The organism is Streptomyces sp. NPDC059201 (assembly GCF_042754585.1).
In the GTDB taxonomy this organism is placed as follows: domain Bacteria; phylum Actinomycetota; class Actinomycetes; order Streptomycetales; family Streptomycetaceae; genus Streptomyces.
Window position 1 is genome coordinate 112744 of sequence record NZ_JBHZBB010000016.1, and the last position, 14950, is coordinate 127693.

At 72.7% G+C, this 14950-nt stretch carries 15 protein-coding genes; 9 read left to right on the forward strand and 6 right to left on the reverse strand.

Features of this window, described 5'->3' with window-relative positions; translation table 11 throughout:
- Window positions 1–81: 81 nt before the first annotated feature.
- Window positions 82–1293, forward strand: coding sequence for a helix-turn-helix domain-containing protein (locus ACFXMG_RS36115; protein ID WP_383819666.1), 1212 nt, complete (start codon window positions 82–84; stop codon window positions 1291–1293).
- A gap of 9 nt (window positions 1294–1302) precedes the next feature.
- Here ACFXMG_RS36115 and ACFXMG_RS36120 read toward each other — a convergent pair whose 3' ends face one another.
- A complete protein-coding gene (locus ACFXMG_RS36120) occupies window positions 1303–2676 on the reverse strand; it encodes a cytochrome P450 (protein WP_383819669.1) in 1374 nt (457 codons plus the stop codon).
- Between the two features lie 111 nt (window positions 2677–2787).
- Between ACFXMG_RS36120 and ACFXMG_RS36125 the strand changes: the two genes are divergently transcribed.
- The gene (locus tag ACFXMG_RS36125) at window positions 2788–3288 is read left to right on the forward strand and encodes a VOC family protein (protein ID WP_383819672.1); all 501 of its coding nucleotides are present in this window, start codon (window positions 2788–2790) and stop codon (window positions 3286–3288) included.
- 9 nt (window positions 3289–3297) lie between these two features.
- On the opposite strand, the gene ACFXMG_RS36130 is transcribed toward ACFXMG_RS36125, so the two are convergent.
- Window positions 3298–4515, reverse strand: a complete 1218-nt coding sequence (locus ACFXMG_RS36130; protein ID WP_383819674.1) for an acyl-CoA dehydrogenase family protein — start codon at window positions 4513–4515, stop codon at window positions 3298–3300.
- Window positions 4516–4688: 173 nt separating this feature from the next.
- Between ACFXMG_RS36130 and ACFXMG_RS36135 the strand changes: the two genes are divergently transcribed.
- Window positions 4689–5336: a TetR family transcriptional regulator gene (locus tag ACFXMG_RS36135; protein ID WP_383819677.1), complete on the forward strand. Its 648-nt coding sequence runs from the start codon at window positions 4689–4691 to the stop codon at window positions 5334–5336.
- Window positions 5337–5462: 126 nt separating this feature from the next.
- On the opposite strand, the gene def is transcribed toward ACFXMG_RS36135, so the two are convergent.
- On the reverse strand, window positions 5463–6023 hold the full coding sequence (def, locus tag ACFXMG_RS36140; protein WP_383819680.1) for a peptide deformylase: 561 nt from the start codon (window positions 6021–6023) through the stop codon (window positions 5463–5465).
- Window positions 6024–6147: 124 nt separating this feature from the next.
- On the opposite strand from def, the gene ACFXMG_RS36145 reads away from it, so the two are divergent.
- The 5 genes from ACFXMG_RS36145 to ACFXMG_RS36165 all read left to right on the forward strand — a co-directional run bounded on the left by ACFXMG_RS36145 (window position 6148) and on the right by ACFXMG_RS36165 (window position 10845).
- Window positions 6148–7395, forward strand: a complete 1248-nt coding sequence (locus tag ACFXMG_RS36145) for a MurT ligase domain-containing protein (RefSeq protein WP_383819683.1) — start codon at window positions 6148–6150, stop codon at window positions 7393–7395.
- 31 nt (window positions 7396–7426) lie between these two features.
- Window positions 7427–8155, forward strand: coding sequence for a type 1 glutamine amidotransferase (locus tag ACFXMG_RS36150; protein ID WP_383819685.1), 729 nt, complete (start codon window positions 7427–7429; stop codon window positions 8153–8155).
- A 188-nt stretch (window positions 8156–8343) separates the two neighbouring features.
- Window positions 8344–9372, forward strand: a complete 1029-nt coding sequence (locus ACFXMG_RS36155) for a 6-phosphofructokinase (RefSeq protein ID WP_383819688.1) — start codon at window positions 8344–8346, stop codon at window positions 9370–9372.
- A 139-nt stretch (window positions 9373–9511) separates the two neighbouring features.
- Entirely contained in the window at window positions 9512–10459 is a 948-nt protein-coding gene (locus ACFXMG_RS36160; RefSeq protein ID WP_383819691.1) for a cytochrome c oxidase assembly protein, read from the forward strand.
- 164 nt (window positions 10460–10623) lie between these two features.
- Window positions 10624–10845 carry a hypothetical protein gene (locus tag ACFXMG_RS36165; RefSeq protein WP_383819793.1) on the forward strand — a complete coding sequence of 74 codons (222 nt, stop codon included), beginning with the start codon at window positions 10624–10626 and terminating at the stop codon, window positions 10843–10845.
- Window positions 10846–10906: 61 nt separating this feature from the next.
- On the opposite strand, the gene ACFXMG_RS36170 is transcribed toward ACFXMG_RS36165, so the two are convergent.
- Window positions 10907–11257, reverse strand: a complete 351-nt coding sequence (locus ACFXMG_RS36170; RefSeq protein ID WP_383819693.1) for a PRC-barrel domain containing protein — start codon at window positions 11255–11257, stop codon at window positions 10907–10909.
- Window positions 11258–11351: 94 nt separating this feature from the next.
- Window positions 11352–12398, reverse strand: a complete 1047-nt coding sequence (locus ACFXMG_RS36175) for a DUF3048 domain-containing protein (RefSeq protein WP_383819695.1) — start codon at window positions 12396–12398, stop codon at window positions 11352–11354.
- A 94-nt stretch (window positions 12399–12492) separates the two neighbouring features.
- Between ACFXMG_RS36175 and ACFXMG_RS36180 the strand changes: the two genes are divergently transcribed.
- Window positions 12493–13170, forward strand: a complete 678-nt coding sequence (locus ACFXMG_RS36180) for a lysophospholipid acyltransferase family protein (protein WP_383819697.1) — start codon at window positions 12493–12495, stop codon at window positions 13168–13170.
- A gap of 127 nt (window positions 13171–13297) precedes the next feature.
- Here ACFXMG_RS36180 and ACFXMG_RS36185 read toward each other — a convergent pair whose 3' ends face one another.
- On the reverse strand, window positions 13298–14884 hold the full coding sequence (locus tag ACFXMG_RS36185) for an alpha/beta hydrolase (RefSeq protein ID WP_383819700.1): 1587 nt from the start codon (window positions 14882–14884) through the stop codon (window positions 13298–13300).
- Window positions 14885–14950: the final 66 nt, after the last annotated feature.

Below are 14950 nucleotides of genomic sequence, written 5' to 3' on the forward strand. Positions count from 1 at the left end.
TGCGGCGCCCGCCCCTCCCGGCCGGGCGCCGCAGCGCCGCTCCCCCCACCGGTCACGTAGCAGAGCAAGGGATCGGTCTCCATGCCCTCCATCGCACAGTCACCGGAGCTCGGTGAGCCGCTCGATCCGCTGCCCAGAGAGTTCGCCGCCCTGATGAGACCGGAGATCCCGGGCCTCATCAAGGAGATCGGCGTGGAGATCGAGCGCGCCTACCCCGTGTACGCCCACCTGTTCAACGGACCCCACTGCGACGCCATCCGCCAGGGCGTCGAGCAGGCCCTGGCCGCCTTCGTCGACCGGGTCGACCACCCCGGGACCAAGTCCGCGCTCCGCGACGAACTCCTGCGCCAGTTCGGCCGGGTGGAGGCGTACGAGGGACGGGAGCTCGACACGTTACAGGGCGCCTACCGCCTCGGCGCCCGCATCGCCCTGCGCCGGGCCAAGAGCATCGGCCGCACGTACAACCTCTCCCCCACCCTGATCCTGGCCTTCGCCGACGCCCTCTTCGCGTACGTGGACGAGCTGGAGTCCCTCTCCCGCGAGGGCTACCTCACCGTCCAGAGCCGCGCGGTCTCCGACGTGTCCGCCCTGCGCAGGAAGCTGCTCCACCTCGTCGTCGCCGGCCCGCCGCTGCCCCGCGCGACCATCGCCGAGCTCTGCCAGGAGGCGTCCTGGGAGCTCCCCGCCGAGTGCACGCTGGTCGTGCTGCGGCCGCCGGCCACCGGCGTCGCCCGGGCCCGGCTCGACCGGGACGTGCTCGCCGACCTCAGCCTCCCCCACCCCCATCTGCTGGTGCCCGGCCCGCTGACCGCCGAGCGCCGCGCGATGCTCGACGACGCGCTGGCCGGCACGCCCGCCGTCGTCGGGCTGACCGTGCCACCGGCGCAGGCCGCCCACTCGCTGCGCTGGGCGCGCCGGGTCCTCCAGCTCGTCGACGACGGCATCGTCGCGGACGCGCCCGTCGTGCTCTGCGAGGACCACCTGACGACCCTGTGGCTGATGTCCGACCCCGCGCTCATGGCCCAGCTCGCCCAGCGTGAACTGGCCCCGCTCGACGGCCTGTCCGGCACCCGGCGCGAGCGGCTGATCGAGACCCTGCGGGTGCACGTCTCCACCCGGGCCCCCGCCGAGCAGGTCGGCGAACTGCTCGGCGTACACGCCCAGACGGTCCGCTACCGCCTGCGGAACCTCGACAACCACTTCGGCGACCGGCTCCTGGATCCCGACCACCGCTTCGCCCTGGAGGCGGCCCTGCGCTCGCTCCACCTCCACGGCCGCGGACCCGCGGACTGAGCCCGGCGGCTAGCCCTCCCTGGGGACCAGCCGGCAGCGGGCCGGTCCCGCGGCCTGGAGGGTGATCGCGGGGGCCACCGGCACCTCCTCGTCCACCGCCTCGAAGCCGTGGCGCTGGAGGATCATCGCGAGCGCGATCACCGACTCCAGCATCGAGAAGTGCTGGCCGATGCAGGCCCGGGGCCCGCCGCCGAAGGGGAACCAGGCGTAGCGGGGCCGGGCGGCCTCCGCCTCGGGAGTGAAGCGGTCCGGGTCGAAGCGCTCGGCGTCGTCCCAGTAGGCGGGGTGCCGGTGGGTGACCCACGGGGCGACGATGACGTCGGCGCCGGCCGGGACGGCGACCCCGCCGACCGTGGTGGCGGCGACGGCGCGCCTGCCGATGACGGGCGCCGCCGGGAAGAGCCGCATCGCCTCCTTCAGGACCCGCGTCACGTACGGCAGGGCGTCGAGGTCGGCGGCGCCGGGGGTGCGTCCGGCGAGGACCCGGTCGACCTCCTCGTGGGCGCGCCGCTGGACCTCCGGGTGGCGGGCGAGGAGGTGGAGGGCGAAGCCGATCGAGGTGGCCGTCGTCTCGTGTCCCGCGAGCAGGAAGACGAGGACCTGCTCGCGCAGTTCGGTGGCGGAGAAGGTGCCGTCCTCGGCGCTCTCGGCGGCCATGAGGAGGCTCAGCAGGTCGTCGCCGTCCTCGCCGGCCCGTCCGGCGGACTTCCGCTCGGCGATGATGCGGTCGCACTCCTCGTAGAGCGCCTTGTGGAGGGCGTCGGCGCGGCGGTTGCCGGGGGTGGGCCACTCGCGGGGCACGTTGACCGGGGAGTAGCCGCGGCGGAGCACGTACGAGCCGACGCCGGGGAAGCAGCGTTCGACGACCTCGACGGCGGAGTCGACGTCGGTGCCGAAGAGGATGCGGGCGACGGCGCGCAGGGCGAGCCGGGTCGACTCGTGGAGGACGTCCACGGAGGTGCGGCCGGCCTTCTCCCACTCGGCGGTGAGGGTGGCGACCTCGGTGGCGATGGCGTCGGCGTAGCCGTCGACGCGGCGCTTGGTGAAGAGCGGCTGGACGAGCCGGCGCTGGCGCAGGTAGTCGTCGTCCTGGCTGGTGAGCAGGCCGTTGCCGAAGGACTCGCGGATCTCCTGGTAGAAGGCGTTGTCCTTGCGGAAGTTGGCGGACTCGCCGGCGAGGACCTGCTGGGCGCCCTCGGCGGAGAAGACGGCGTAGACGTGGGCGCGGGCGCCGGGCGGCCCGGCGGAGATGCGGACGACGTCGCCGTGTTCGCGCCGGGCGCGCAGGAAGGTGCCGAGCGAGTCGTTCTTCAGGTCGAACATCGAGCCGATGACGGGCAGTCCGGTGAGGACGGGTGCTTCGGTCCGGGCTTCTGTGGTCATGCGTCTTCCCCCTTGGTCGCGGCGCCGGGGGCGATTGTCCCGCAGGGAGGTGACCGGTGGGTAGCTTCCGCCGCGGGGTGATTGTCAGTGGCGTCTGGGAGGCTTCTCGGCATGGATACGAGTGCGTTGGGCGAGGACGAGGTGGGCGGGCGCCCCGAGCTGACCCTCCAGCTGACGATCGACTGCACGGACCCGGGGCGGCTGGTGCCGTTCTGGGCGGAGGCGCTGCGGTACGTGCCGGAGCCGCCGCCCGGGGGGCACGCGACCTGGCGGGCGTACTGGGCGGCGACCGGCGTCCCGGAGGAGGAGCTGGGCGACGACGTCGGGGAGCTGCCGGAGTCCCTGGTCGACCCGAAGGGGGTCGGGCCGCGGGTGTGGTTCCAGCAGGTCCCGGAGCCGAAGACGGCGAAGAACCGGGTCCACCTGGACCTGAAGGTCGGCGGTGGGCGCGGGGTGCCGCTCGCGGTGCGCCGGGCGCGGGTCGACGGGGAGGTGGCCCGGCTGACCGCGCTCGGCGCGACCGTGCTGTACGCGATGGACGAGCCGCACGGGATGGACTACTACGCGGTGGTGCTCCAGGACCCGGAGGGCAACGAGTTCTGCGTGGTGTGACGGGAAGGACTACTTGGCGAGGGCGCGGCTGATGACCATCCGCTGGATCTCGCTCGTCCCCTCGAAGATCGTGTAGATCGCGGCGTCGCGGTGCATGCGCTCGACCGGGTACTCGCGGGTGTAGCCGTTGCCGCCGAGGATCTGGATCGCCTGGGCCGTGACGCTCTTGGCGACCTCGCTCGCGTACAGCTTCGACATGGAGCCCTCGGCCTGGGTGAAGGGCTTGCCGGCGGTGGCCATCCAGGAGGCGCGCCAGACCAGCAGGCGGGCGGCGTCGATCTGGGTGGCCATGTCGGCGAGCTGGAAGGCGACGCCCTGGTTCTCGATGATCGGGCGGCCGAACTGCACGCGGGTCTTGGCGTAGTCGAGGGCGACCTCGTACGCGGCGCGGGCGGTGCCGACGGCCATCGCGCCGACCGCGGGGCGGGACGCCTCGAAGGTGGCCATGGCGGCGTTCTTCACCCGCTCGCCGCCGCCCGCCTTCGCCTTCTCCCGGGCGCGGGCCAGGCGCTCGTCGAGCTTGTCCTTGCCGCCGAGGAGGCAGGAGCCGGGGATCCGCACGTCCTCCAGGACGACCTCGGCGGTGTGCGAGGCGCGGATGCCGTGCTTCTGGAACTTCTGGCCCTGGGAGAGGCCGGGGGTGTTCGGCGGGACGATGAAGGAGGCGTGGCCCTTGGAGCCGAGCTCCGCGTCGACGACGGCGACGACGACGTGGACGTTGGCGATGCCGCCGTTGGTCGCCCAGGTCTTGGTGCCGTTGAGCACCCACTCGTCCTTGGCCTCGTCGTAGACGGCCCGGGTGCGCATGGAGGCGACGTCGGAGCCGGCGTCGGGCTCGGAGGAGCAGAAGGCGGCGACCTTCACGTCGTTCGCGTCGCCGTACATCTGCGGGACCCAGGTGCCGATCTGCTCCTCGGTGCCGTTGGCGAGGACGCCGACGGCGGCGAGTCCGGTGCCGACGATGGAGAGCGCGATGCCCGCGTCGCCCCAGAAGAGCTCCTCCATCGCCATGGGGATGCCGAGGCCGGTCGGGTCGAAGAACTGCTGGGCGTAGAAGTCGAGGGAGTAGATTCCCAGCTTGGCCGCCTCCTGGATGATCGGCCAGGGGGTCTCCTCACGCTCGTCCCACTCGGCGGCGGCCGGTCGCATGACGTCCGCGGCGAAGCCGTGGAGCCAGTCGCGGACCTGCTTCTGGTCCTCGTTGAGTTCGAGCGTGAACTCGCCCATGTTCCCTCCCAGCAGTACGTTACTTGCGGTAACAGCAGTCTGTTACCGACGGGTACGGCTGTCAACCTGCGAGGCGTCGCGGGCGAAGCGGATCAGGCCGTTCGGCACAGGGTGCCGGTCGGGTGTTACGTTGCGACAGCCTCAGGTCATCGCACGGGCGGGGAGACACGCTTATGGACATCGCACACCGGACCACCGACCAGCAGAAGCCCGCCGAGCAGCGGCGGCGCGAACTGCTGGAGGCGGCGGACCGGGTGGTGCTCCGCGACGGCCCCCAGGCATCCATGAACGCGATCGCGGCCGAGGCCGGCATCACCAAGCCGATCCTCTACCGCCACTTCGGCGACAAGGGCGGCCTCTACCGCGCCCTCGCCACCCGCCACACCGACGCCCTCCTCGCCTCCCTCCGCGCCGCGCTCGACGCCCCCGCCGACCGGCGCCGCCGGGTCGAGGCCACCCTCGACACCTACCTCGCCTCCATCGAGGCGATGCCCCAGGTCTACCGCTTCCTCATGCACCCGGCCGAGGAGTCCCCCCAGTCCGAGCAGAGCTTCGACGTCGGCCGCCACTCGGCCCCGCTGCTGCGCCGCATGGGCGAGGAACTGGGCCAGGTCATCGCCGAGCGCGTCGACCTCGGCCCGGCCGCCGAGGCGCAGGCCCGCATCTGGGGGCACGGCATCGTCGGCATGATGCACGCCGCCGGCGACTGGTGGCTCGGCGAGCGCCCCTGCTCCCGCGCCGAACTGGTCCGCTCCCTGGCCGACCTCCTCTGGGGCCGCCTCGCCGAGGCCGACGACCTCCCCGACGGCCCGGGCTTCTAGCCGGTACGCCCTCCGGCCGGCCTGCCGGCGGTCCGGGCGGGAGGGGGCACGGCCCTTGGCTGGGCTTTCGGCGGGTGGGCGGGCCGGGGGCGGGCGGCAGCCCTCGGAGCCGTACAACTGGTTCGTCTAGGGCTTCAGCGCGGACGCGCCCGTGCCCCAGGGCTGCTTGCGGATGGCGCGGAGGAGGCGTGATCTGCGCCACCCGGTGACGTGGTCGGCGTAGACGCGGCCCTCCAGGTGGTCCATCTCGTGCAGGAGGCAGCGGGCGAAGAAGCCGGTGCCCTCGACGCGGACCGGGGTGCCGTCCGTGCGGACGCCCTCCACCACCGCGCGGTCATGGCGGGCCACCGGCGCCTCCAGGCCCGGCAGCGACAGGCAGCCCTCCGGGCCGCGGTACTCCTCGCCGTCCGCCTCCACCAGGCGCGGGTTCACCACGTGCCCCAGGTGCCGCACCTCCTCGTCGTCCGGGCAGTCGTAGACGAAGACCCGCAGCCCCACGCCCACCTGGTTCGCGGCGAGCCCCACGCCGTGCGCCGCGTACATGGTGGCGAACATCGACTCGACCAGACCGTCGAGTTCGGGGCCGAAGTCGGTGACGGGGGCGCAGGGGGTGTGCAGCACGGGGTCGCCGAGCAGGGTCATCGTCCGGGCGATGCCGGAGCTGCCGGGGATGGGGCGGTTTCGCATGGCGGTAAGGGTACGGTCCGCCGTGACCTCCTCATTTCATACGGTCGGCCCGGTGCCGTGGTTCGGGCTCCTGGCCGGTTCTCGATAGGCTGAGCCCCGACCGACGCAAGGAGGATCAAGGACGATGTCAGGACACCCCGGTAATCCAGAGCCGCTGTCGCCGCGTGCCAAGCTGGCCGTGACCGCGGGCAAGGCAGCCGCCGCGGTGTCGCGGGCGGCCGGCCGTGGCAGCGGATCGGTGATCGGCGGCCGGGTGGCGCTCAAGCTCGACCCGGACCTGCTGGGACGGCTCGCGCAGCACCTGGACGTCGTCCTCGTGTCCGCCACCAACGGCAAGACCACCACGACCCGGCTCATCGCCGAGGCACTGCGGGCCAGCGGCCCGGTGGTCTCCAACGCCCTCGGCGCCAACATGCCCGCGGGCATCACCTCCGCCCTCGCGGGCGGCGGTGACGCCAGGTACGGCGTGATCGAGGTCGACGAGAAGTACCTCGCCGGCGTCGCCCGCGACACCACCCCCAAGGCGATCGCGCTGCTCAACCTCTCCCGCGACCAGCTCGACCGCGCCGCCGAGACGCGGATGCTCGCCGAGAAGTGGCGCGAGGGACTCAACGGCTCCAAGGCCGTCGTCATCGCCAACGCCGACGACCCGCTGATCGTGTGGGCCGCCTCCTCCTCGCCGAACGTGGTGTGGGTCGCGGTCGGCCAGGAGTGGAAGGACGACGCCTGGTCGTGCCCCTCCTGCGGCGGTGTCCTCCAGCGCCCCGGCGACGACTGGTTCTGCGGCGAGTGCGGCTTCCGCCGCCCCGCCCCGAGCTGGGCGCTCAGCGGCGACCACGTGCTCGACCCGCACGGCTCGGCCTGGCCCATCCGGCTCCAGCTGCCCGGCCGCGCCAACAAGGCGAACGCCGCCACCTCGGCCGCCGTCGCCGCCGTCTTCGGCGTGCCGCCGCAGGTCGCCCTGGAGCGCATGTACCAGGTGCAGGCCGTCGCCGGCCGCTACGACGTGGTCACCTTCCAGGACCGGCAGCTGCGGCTGCTGCTCGCGAAGAACCCGGCCGGCTGGCTGGAGACCTTCTCCCTCATCGACCAGCCGCCGACGCCGGTCATCCTCTCCGTCAACGCGCGCGGAGCCGACGGCACCGACACCTCCTGGCTGTGGGACGTCGACTACGGACGCCTCGCCGGCCACCCGATCATGGTGATCGGCGACCGCCGCCTCGACCTGGCGGTCCGCCTGGAGGTCGCGGGCGTCGACTTCCGCGTCTGCGAGACGCTCGACGAGGCCGTCGCGATGGCCCCGCCCGGGCAGATCGAGCTGATCGCCAACTACACCGCCTTCCAGGATGTCCGCCGCCGTGTCGGCAACTGACCCCGCCCCGACTCGCAGAAGGAGTGGCAGCATGAGTGACAGCAGTCTGCGTGTGGTCTGGGTCTACCCGGACCTGCTCAGCACCTACGGCGACCAGGGCAACGTCCTCGTCGTCGAGCGCCGCGCCCGCCAGCGCGGGCTCAGCGTCGAGCGCGTCGACGTCCGCAGCGACCAGCCCGTCCCCACCTCGGGCGACATCTACCTGGTCGGCGGCGGCGAGGACCGGCCGCAGCGGCTCGCGGCCGAGCGGCTGCGCCGCGACGGCGGCCTCTCCCGGGCCGCCTCCAACGGCGCGATCATCTTCTCGGTCTGCGCCGGCTACCAGATCCTCGGCCACGAGTTCGTCAACGACCTCGGCGCGCGCGAGCCTGGCCTCGGCCTGCTCGACGTGACCACGGTCCGCGGCGAGGGCACCCGCTGCGTCGGCGACGTGCTCGCCGACATCGACCCGCACCTGGGCCTCCCCCAGCTGACGGGCTTCGAGAACCACCAGGGCATCACCCACCTCGGCCCGACGGCCCGCCCGTTCGCGCGGACCGTCTTCGGCAACGGCAACGGCACCGGCGACGGCACCGAGGGCGCGTACAACGACACCGTCTTCGGCACCTACATGCACGGCCCCGTGATGGCCCGCAACCCGCAGATCGCGGACCTGATGCTGAAGCTGGCCCTGGACGTCAACGCGCTGCCGCCGACCGACGACCGGTGGTACGAGGCGCTGCGCGCCGAGCGCATCGCGGCCGCCGCCCAGCCCGCCTGACGAACCATCAGGAGCTCTCAGGAGGCGCACTTCTGAGCGGGCTAGCGCACATTGGATTCGTATGTAAATACGGTGTCCAATCTGCGGACATCCGGTTCGGCCCCGCCACCCGGCAACGATAGGGTGGCGGGGATCCAGCCGGACGACGTGGTCCGGGAGTCGGCCCACGTTGCAAAGGTTTTTGGGCTATGCGCATTGGTGTGCTCACCTCCGGCGGAGACTGCCCCGGTCTGAATGCCGTCATCCGATCCGTCGTGCACCGGGCCGTCGTCGACCACGGGGACGAGGTCATCGGCTTCCACGACGGCTGGAAGGGCCTCCTGGAGGGCGACTACCGGAAGCTCGACCTCGACGCGGTGGGCGGCATCCTCGCCCGCGGCGGCACCATCCTCGGCTCCTCCCGCGTCCAGCCCGCCCACCTCGTCGGCGGCGTCGAGACGGCCAAGGGCCACGTCGCCGACCTCGGCCTCGACGCGATCATCCCGATCGGCGGCGAGGGCACCCTCAAGGCCGCGAACCTCCTCTCCGAGGCGGGCCTCCCCATCGTCGGCGTCCCGAAGACCATCGACAACGACATCGCGTCGACCGACGTCACCTTCGGCTTCGACACCGCCGTCACCGTCGCCACCGAAGCCCTCGACCGGCTGAAGACCACCGCCGAGTCCCACCAGCGCGTCCTCGTCGTCGAGGTCATGGGCCGTCACACCGGCTGGATAGCCCTGCACTCGGGCATGGCCGCCGGCGCCCACGCCGTCGTCGTCCCGGAGCGCCCCTTCGACATCGACGAGCTGACCGCCCGCGTCGGCGCCCGCTTCGAGGACGGCAAGCGCTTCGCCATCGTCGTCGTCGCCGAGGGCGCGAAGCCGCGCGAGGGCACGACCATGGACTTCAAGACCGCCGGCACCGACATCTACGGCCACGAGCGCTTCACCGGCGTCGCCAACCAGCTCTCCGTCGAGCTGGAGCGCCGGCTCGGCAAGGAGGCCCGCCCGGTCATCCTCGGGCACGTCCAGCGCGGCGGCACCCCCACCGCGTACGACCGCGTCCTCGCCACCCGCTTCGGCTGGCACGCGGTCGAGGCGGCGCACCGCGGCGAGTTCGGCATGCTGACCTCGCTGCGCGGCACCGACATCGTGATGGTGCCGCTGGCCCAGGCCGTGGAGACCCTGAAGACGGTCCCGGAGGACCGCTACGCCGAGGCGCAGTGCGTGCTCTGAGCACCTGGTGAGTGCCCCCTGGACGCCCGTCCGTACGACACCCGCCCCCGGTCGCGAGCGCGCCCGGGGGCGGTTCTAGTCTGGTGCGGACGACAAGCGCGAAACGGGCTCGGCGCGCAATGGGCTCCAGGAGTAAGCGATGGATCACAGCGGGCACGGCATGACCACGGATCTGCCGCCGTTCACGCTGGGGCGGGGCCTGGAGTTCTCTCCCGACCTGTTCTTCCTGATCGGGTGCCTCGCGGCGCTCGGTCTGTACGGGTGGGGGGTCGTCCGGCTGCGCAGGCGCGGGGACGCCTGGCCGGTCGCCCGGACCGTGCTCTTCACGGCCGGCGTGCTGACCATCGCCCTGGTGATGTGCACCAAGCTGAACGACTACGGCATGGTCATGTTCAGCGTCCACATGGTGCAGCACATGGTGATCTCCATGGTCTCGCCGATCCTGCTGCTGCTCGGCGCGCCGGTGACGCTGGCGCTGCGGGCGCTGCCGGTGGCCGGGCGCGGCTCGCTCGGCCCGCGCGAGCTGCTGCTGAAGCTGCTGCACAGCCGGTACATGCGGATCATCACGCACCCCGTGTTCACGATCAGCATGTTCATCGCCAGCCTCTACGGCCTCTACTTCACCTCGCTCTTCGACACCCTGATGTCGTCGAAGCCGGGACACATCGGCATGATGGTCCACTTCCTCGCCGTGGGCCTGGTCTTCTTCTGGCCGATCATGGGCGTCGACCCGGGCCCGCACCGGCCGGGGTACGTGATGCGGATGCTGGAGCTCTTCGCCGGCATGCCGTTCCACGCCTTCTTCGGCATCGCGATGATGATGGCGAGCCAGCCCCTGGTGAAGGCTTACGAGAACCCTCCGGCCTCGCTCGGGATCGACGCGCTCGCCGACCAGAACGCCGCCGGCGGCATCGCCTGGGCGTTCAGCGAGATCCCGTCGGTGCTGGTGCTGATCGCGCTGGTCTACCAGTGGTACCACTCCGAGCAGCGGCAGGCGGTCCGCAAGGACCGGCAGGCGGACCGGGACGGCGACAAGGAGCTGGCGGAGTACAACGCGTACCTGGCCTCGCTCCAGGCGCGCCGCTGACGCGCCCCTCTCGACGCGGGGACGAGGCCCCCGGGACCGCTCGGTCCCGGGGGCCTCGTGCTGTCCGGCGCACGCCGGTGCGTCCGGGGAGTAGCGCGCGCCCCCCACGTGGAGTCACGATGGCAGGGAGGCTTCCCAGCCCCGGTCGGGAGGAGGGCGGGCAGATGTCCGGTTCCACGAAGGCGATGACGATCGTGACCTGCGCCGTACTGGTGCTGATCACCGCGTACACGGTGGCGCTCGGCAGCAGCGGCTGGCTCTGGTTCGGCTGGATCGTGCTCGGCGTCGCGACGATCGGGATGGCCGCGGCGGACAGCAGCGGAGCCCCCACGGCCCCGCGCGCCCCGCGCCCGGGCGGGGGCGGGTCCGGCCCATCGCCGCGGTGAGCGCCGGGCGGGCGGTGAGCGCCGGGCGGTCCGTCGCCGCGCTGAGCGTCGGGGTCGGTTCTCACATGTGCCGGTTCGCGTAGTACTGCTCGACGAGGCGGATGAACGTCACGTCGTGCTCGTCCTGGCCGGATTCAAAGTCCGGCGACTCGCGGACGTGGTCCTTGGTGCAGTTCACGTGCACGGTCTCGTTCTCCCGGTCCACGCGGCCGACGAGACCGGCGGGCAGGACGACCTTGTGGCCGAGGATCCACGGGCCGGTGTCCACCACGAGGTAGGACCGGCCGACGTCCTCGGTGTGCCGGTCCACCTTGCCGATCCCGCCGTCGCTGGCCTCGACCGCGTACCCGATCAGGGTGTCGCCCGGCACGTGGCCGGAGGACGGTGCGTAACCCCAGATGTCGGTGCCCATGGCGTGCCTCCTCGCCCGGGTTGGCTTCCGTGCCCCGGCGACTACCCCGGTCCGGAGCGGTCAAGCACCCCGGCCCTCCCGCGTCGGCCGAGGGTCAGCGGGGCGCGAGGACGATCCAGACCTGGCCGGGGGCGAAGGCGAGGGGGCGGCCGTCGGGGGTGGTGAAGGTGGTGCCGCCGGCCGGGTCGGGGCGGGACCAGCGGGCCTCGTACGCGCGCCCGTCGCGCAGCACGGTCGCGGTGCCGGAGCCGGTGGTCACGGTGTACGGGGAGACGGCGCCGGTGACGTCCTTGAACTCGGAGGGGCGGATGGTGACGCGCTGGACGACGACGGTGGCGGGGGTGAGCGGGCCGCTGTCGGTGCTGGTCGCGGCGCGCCCGTCCATGGCGACGCGCCAGCCGTCGGCGGCGGCGGACCAGGTGAAGGTGTAGCGGGCGGCCGGGAAGCGGACGGTCTCCGAGGCGGTCGCGGTGCCGCCCGCGGGCGCGGCGCCGAAGCGCAGGCCGATGGGCCGGACGTCGGAGGCGTCCGGGGCGGCGGCGAGGGCGCGCTCGGGGCGCAGGTAGAGGTTGTACGGGGCGGGCCGGTCCGCGGAGCGCCGGAACGCCTGCGGCGCGTTCGCCTGGGCGACGAGGTCGAGGGGCGCGGCCCTCAGCAGCGGGGTCAGCTTGCCCTGGGCGCCGGAGTAGGCGAGGGCGGGCTGTCCGAAGGGGCGCAGCAGGGAGATGTCGGACTCGCGGGCGCTGCGGACGGGGCCGATGCTGTCGGGGACGCGGGAGGAGTAGACGGCGAGCAGGCGGGTGAAGCCGCCCTCGACCTGTTCGACGTAGACGAGGTCGGCGGCGCCGAGGCCGGTGTGGGGGCGGGCCGCGGGCACGTTGTCTATCTTCACGGCGAGGACGGGGCCGGGCCGGGCGGGCAGCCCGGTCAGCGGTGAGATCCCGCGCGGGGAGGGGGTCGGGGCGGTGGTCGGCGGGGAGGCGGGGGCGGAGGTGGGCGCGCGGGTCGCCGTCGGTGTCGGTGTCGGCGAGGGGTCCGGCGGGCCCGAGTCGGAGCATCCGTACAGACCGGCCGCGGTCACCGCGCAGAGCAGTGCGGTGAGCACGCGCCCGGGACGCCGGGGTCCACGCGCGCTGGGCATGTCGGCCTCCCGGTGAGTCGGGCCACTCCCACCAGTGGACCACGGGCCGCCGCGGGGTTACAACGGGCGTGACGGACGACGAACGGGGGTCGCTGTGTTCTACCGGCTGCTGAAGTACGTACTGCTCGGGCCGCTGCTGAAACTGCTGTTCCGGCCGAGGGTGGAGGGGATCGAGCACGTCCCCGGGGAGGGCGCGGCGATCGTCGCGGGCAACCACCTCTCCTTCTCCGACCACTTCCTGATGCCGGTGGTGCTCGACCGGCGGATCACCTTCCTGGCGAAGCAGGAGTACTTCACCGGGCCGGGGCTGCGGGGGCGGCTGACGGCGGCGTTCTTCCGGGCGGCCGGGCAGATCCCGGTGGACCGCTCGGGCAAGGAGGCCGGGCAGGCGGCGATCCGGGAGGGGCTGGGGGTGCTGGCGAAGGGCGAGCTGCTGGGGATCTACCCGGAGGGGACCCGCTCGCACGACGGGCGCCTGTACAAGGGCAAGGTCGGGGTGGCGGTGATGGCGCTGACGGCCGGGGTGAAGGTGGTGCCGTGCGCGATGGTCGGCACCTTCGAGATCCAGCCGCCGGGGCGGGTGGTGCCGCGGATCCGGCGGGTGACGATCCGCTTCGGGGAGCCGCTGGACTTCTCGCGCTTCGCTGGCTCGGTGGACGAGCGGGCGGTGGTCCGGGCGGTCACGGACGAGATCATGTACGCGATCATGCGGCTGTCGGGGCAGGAGTACGTCGACGCGTACGCGGCGGACGTGAAGGCCGCCGAGGCGTGAGCGGCGGAGGGACGGGCGGCATGCGCCCGTCCCTCCGGCGTCGGTCCACGGCTACGGCGTCGGCGCGTGGCTACGCCGTCGGCGCGTGGCTACGGCGTCAGCGCGTGGCTACGGCGTCAGCGCGTGGCTACGGCGTCGGGGTGGCGTGCGGGGCGCACGTCTGGTCCCGGGCGTCGAGCCGGCCGGTCAGGAGGTAGTCCTCGACCTTGGTGTTGAGGCAGGGGTTGACCAGGTTGGTGATGCCGTGCGAGCCGGCGTCCTTCTCCGTGATCAGACGCGAGCCCTTGAACCGCTTGTGCAGTTCCACAGCGCCCGCGTACGGGGTGGCGGCGTCGCGCTCGGCCTGGGTGATGAGCACGGGCGGCAGGCCCTTGCCGGTCTTGACCTGCACGGGGCGCTGGCTGGGCGCCTTCCAGGTGGCGCAGGGCAGGTTCATCCAGGCGTTGGCCCAGGTCATGAAGGGGTACCGCTCGTGGAGGCGGGAATTGTCCCGGTCCCACTTCTTCCAGCTGGTCGGCCACGGGGCATCTGCACACTCGACCGCCGTGTAGACGGCGTTGCCGTTCTCCGAGGCGATGTTGCCCGCGGTGTCGGTGAGGTCGGCCGCGGCGTTGTCGATGAGCGGCTGCGGGTCACCGGCGGCGTACGCGCTCCACGCCTCGGCCACGGGGGCCCACATGGAGTCGTAGTACGGGGCGTTCTGGAAGAAGCCGATGAGCTCGGCCGGTCCGACCTTGCCGCCGAGGGGCGCCTTCTTGGCGGCGGCGCGCAGCGTCTGCCACTGCTGCCGGACCTCCGCGAGGGTGTCGCCGAGATGGTACGTGGCGTCGTTCCGGGCGACCCAGGTCATCCAGTCGGTGAGCCGGCCCTCGAAGGCGATGTCCTGGCCGAGGTTGGCCTCGTACCAGATCGACCGGGTCGACGGGTTGACGACGCTGTCCAGGACCATCCGCCGGACGTGGTCCGGGTAGAGGGTGCCGTAGACGGCGCCGAGGTAGGTGCCGTAGGAGACGCCGACGAAGTTGAGCTTCTTCTCGCCGAGGGCGGCGCGGATGACGTCGAGGTCACGCGCGGTGTTCGGCGTCGTCATGTACGGGAGCATGTCGCCGCTCTTCTCGGCGCAGCCCGCGGCGTACTCGGCGGCGAGCTTGCGCTGCGCCCGCTTGTCGGCCTCGCTGTCCGGGACCGGGTCGAGCTTCGGGCCCTTGACGAACTCGGTCGGGTCGACGCAGGAGATCGGGGCGGACTTGCCGACGCCGCGCGGGTCGAAGCCGACGAAGTCGTACGCCTTCGCCGTGTTGGCCCAGATCTTGTTGTTCGTGGTGACGCGGCGCGGGAAGCGCAGACCGGAACCGCCGGGGCCGCCGGGGTTGTAGAGGAGCGCGCCCTGGCGCTCGGCCGGGGTGCCGGTGGCGGCGATCCGGTCGACGGCGAGCTTGATCTTCTTCCCGTACGGCTTCGCGTAGTCGACCGGCACGGTGACCCAGCCGCACTGGATGGGCTTCTCCAGGCCCCAGTCGGCGGGACAGTCCTGCCAGTCGATGCCGGCGCGGGCGGCCTGGGCCGCGGCGATGGCGGCCCCGTTCGCCTCGGTGTGGCGCCCGTGGCGCGCACCGCTGTCGGCGATGGCCACCGGTGCCGCGAGCGCGCCCGCGACGAGTGTTCCGGCGATGAGCGTGCCGGCGGAGCCGAGCACGGCCGTGCGTCGTCTCACAGGTCCTCCCCCTGTAGGTGGTCGTCTGTTCGAGCGATCCTGTCGTCAGGGGGGCCGCGCCGTCAT

Bases quoted from the DNA above. Each gene is read 5' to 3' on its own strand.
- ACFXMG_RS36175 (WP_383819695.1), bottom strand. From the start codon at position 12,398: ATGCCCAGCGCGCGTGGACCCCGGCGTCCCGGGCGCGTGCTCACCGCA.
- ACFXMG_RS36115 (WP_383819666.1), top strand. From the start codon at position 82: ATGCCCTCCATCGCACAGTCACCGGAGCTCGGTGAGCCGCTCGATCCG.
- ACFXMG_RS36170 (WP_383819693.1), bottom strand. From the start codon at position 11,257: ATGGGCACCGACATCTGGGGTTACGCACCGTCCTCCGGCCACGTGCCG.
- ACFXMG_RS36160 (WP_383819691.1), top strand. From the start codon at position 9,512: ATGGATCACAGCGGGCACGGCATGACCACGGATCTGCCGCCGTTCACG.
- ACFXMG_RS36155 (WP_383819688.1), top strand. From the start codon at position 8,344: ATGCGCATTGGTGTGCTCACCTCCGGCGGAGACTGCCCCGGTCTGAAT.
- ACFXMG_RS36125 (WP_383819672.1), top strand. From the start codon at position 2,788: ATGGATACGAGTGCGTTGGGCGAGGACGAGGTGGGCGGGCGCCCCGAG.
- ACFXMG_RS36145 (WP_383819683.1), top strand. From the start codon at position 6,148: ATGTCAGGACACCCCGGTAATCCAGAGCCGCTGTCGCCGCGTGCCAAG.
- def (WP_383819680.1), bottom strand. From the start codon at position 6,023: ATGCGAAACCGCCCCATCCCCGGCAGCTCCGGCATCGCCCGGACGATG.
- ACFXMG_RS36165 (WP_383819793.1), top strand. From the start codon at position 10,624: ATGTCCGGTTCCACGAAGGCGATGACGATCGTGACCTGCGCCGTACTG.
- ACFXMG_RS36150 (WP_383819685.1), top strand. From the start codon at position 7,427: ATGAGTGACAGCAGTCTGCGTGTGGTCTGGGTCTACCCGGACCTGCTC.
- ACFXMG_RS36135 (WP_383819677.1), top strand. From the start codon at position 4,689: ATGGACATCGCACACCGGACCACCGACCAGCAGAAGCCCGCCGAGCAG.
- ACFXMG_RS36120 (WP_383819669.1), bottom strand. From the start codon at position 2,676: ATGACCACAGAAGCCCGGACCGAAGCACCCGTCCTCACCGGACTGCCC.
- ACFXMG_RS36130 (WP_383819674.1), bottom strand. From the start codon at position 4,515: ATGGGCGAGTTCACGCTCGAACTCAACGAGGACCAGAAGCAGGTCCGC.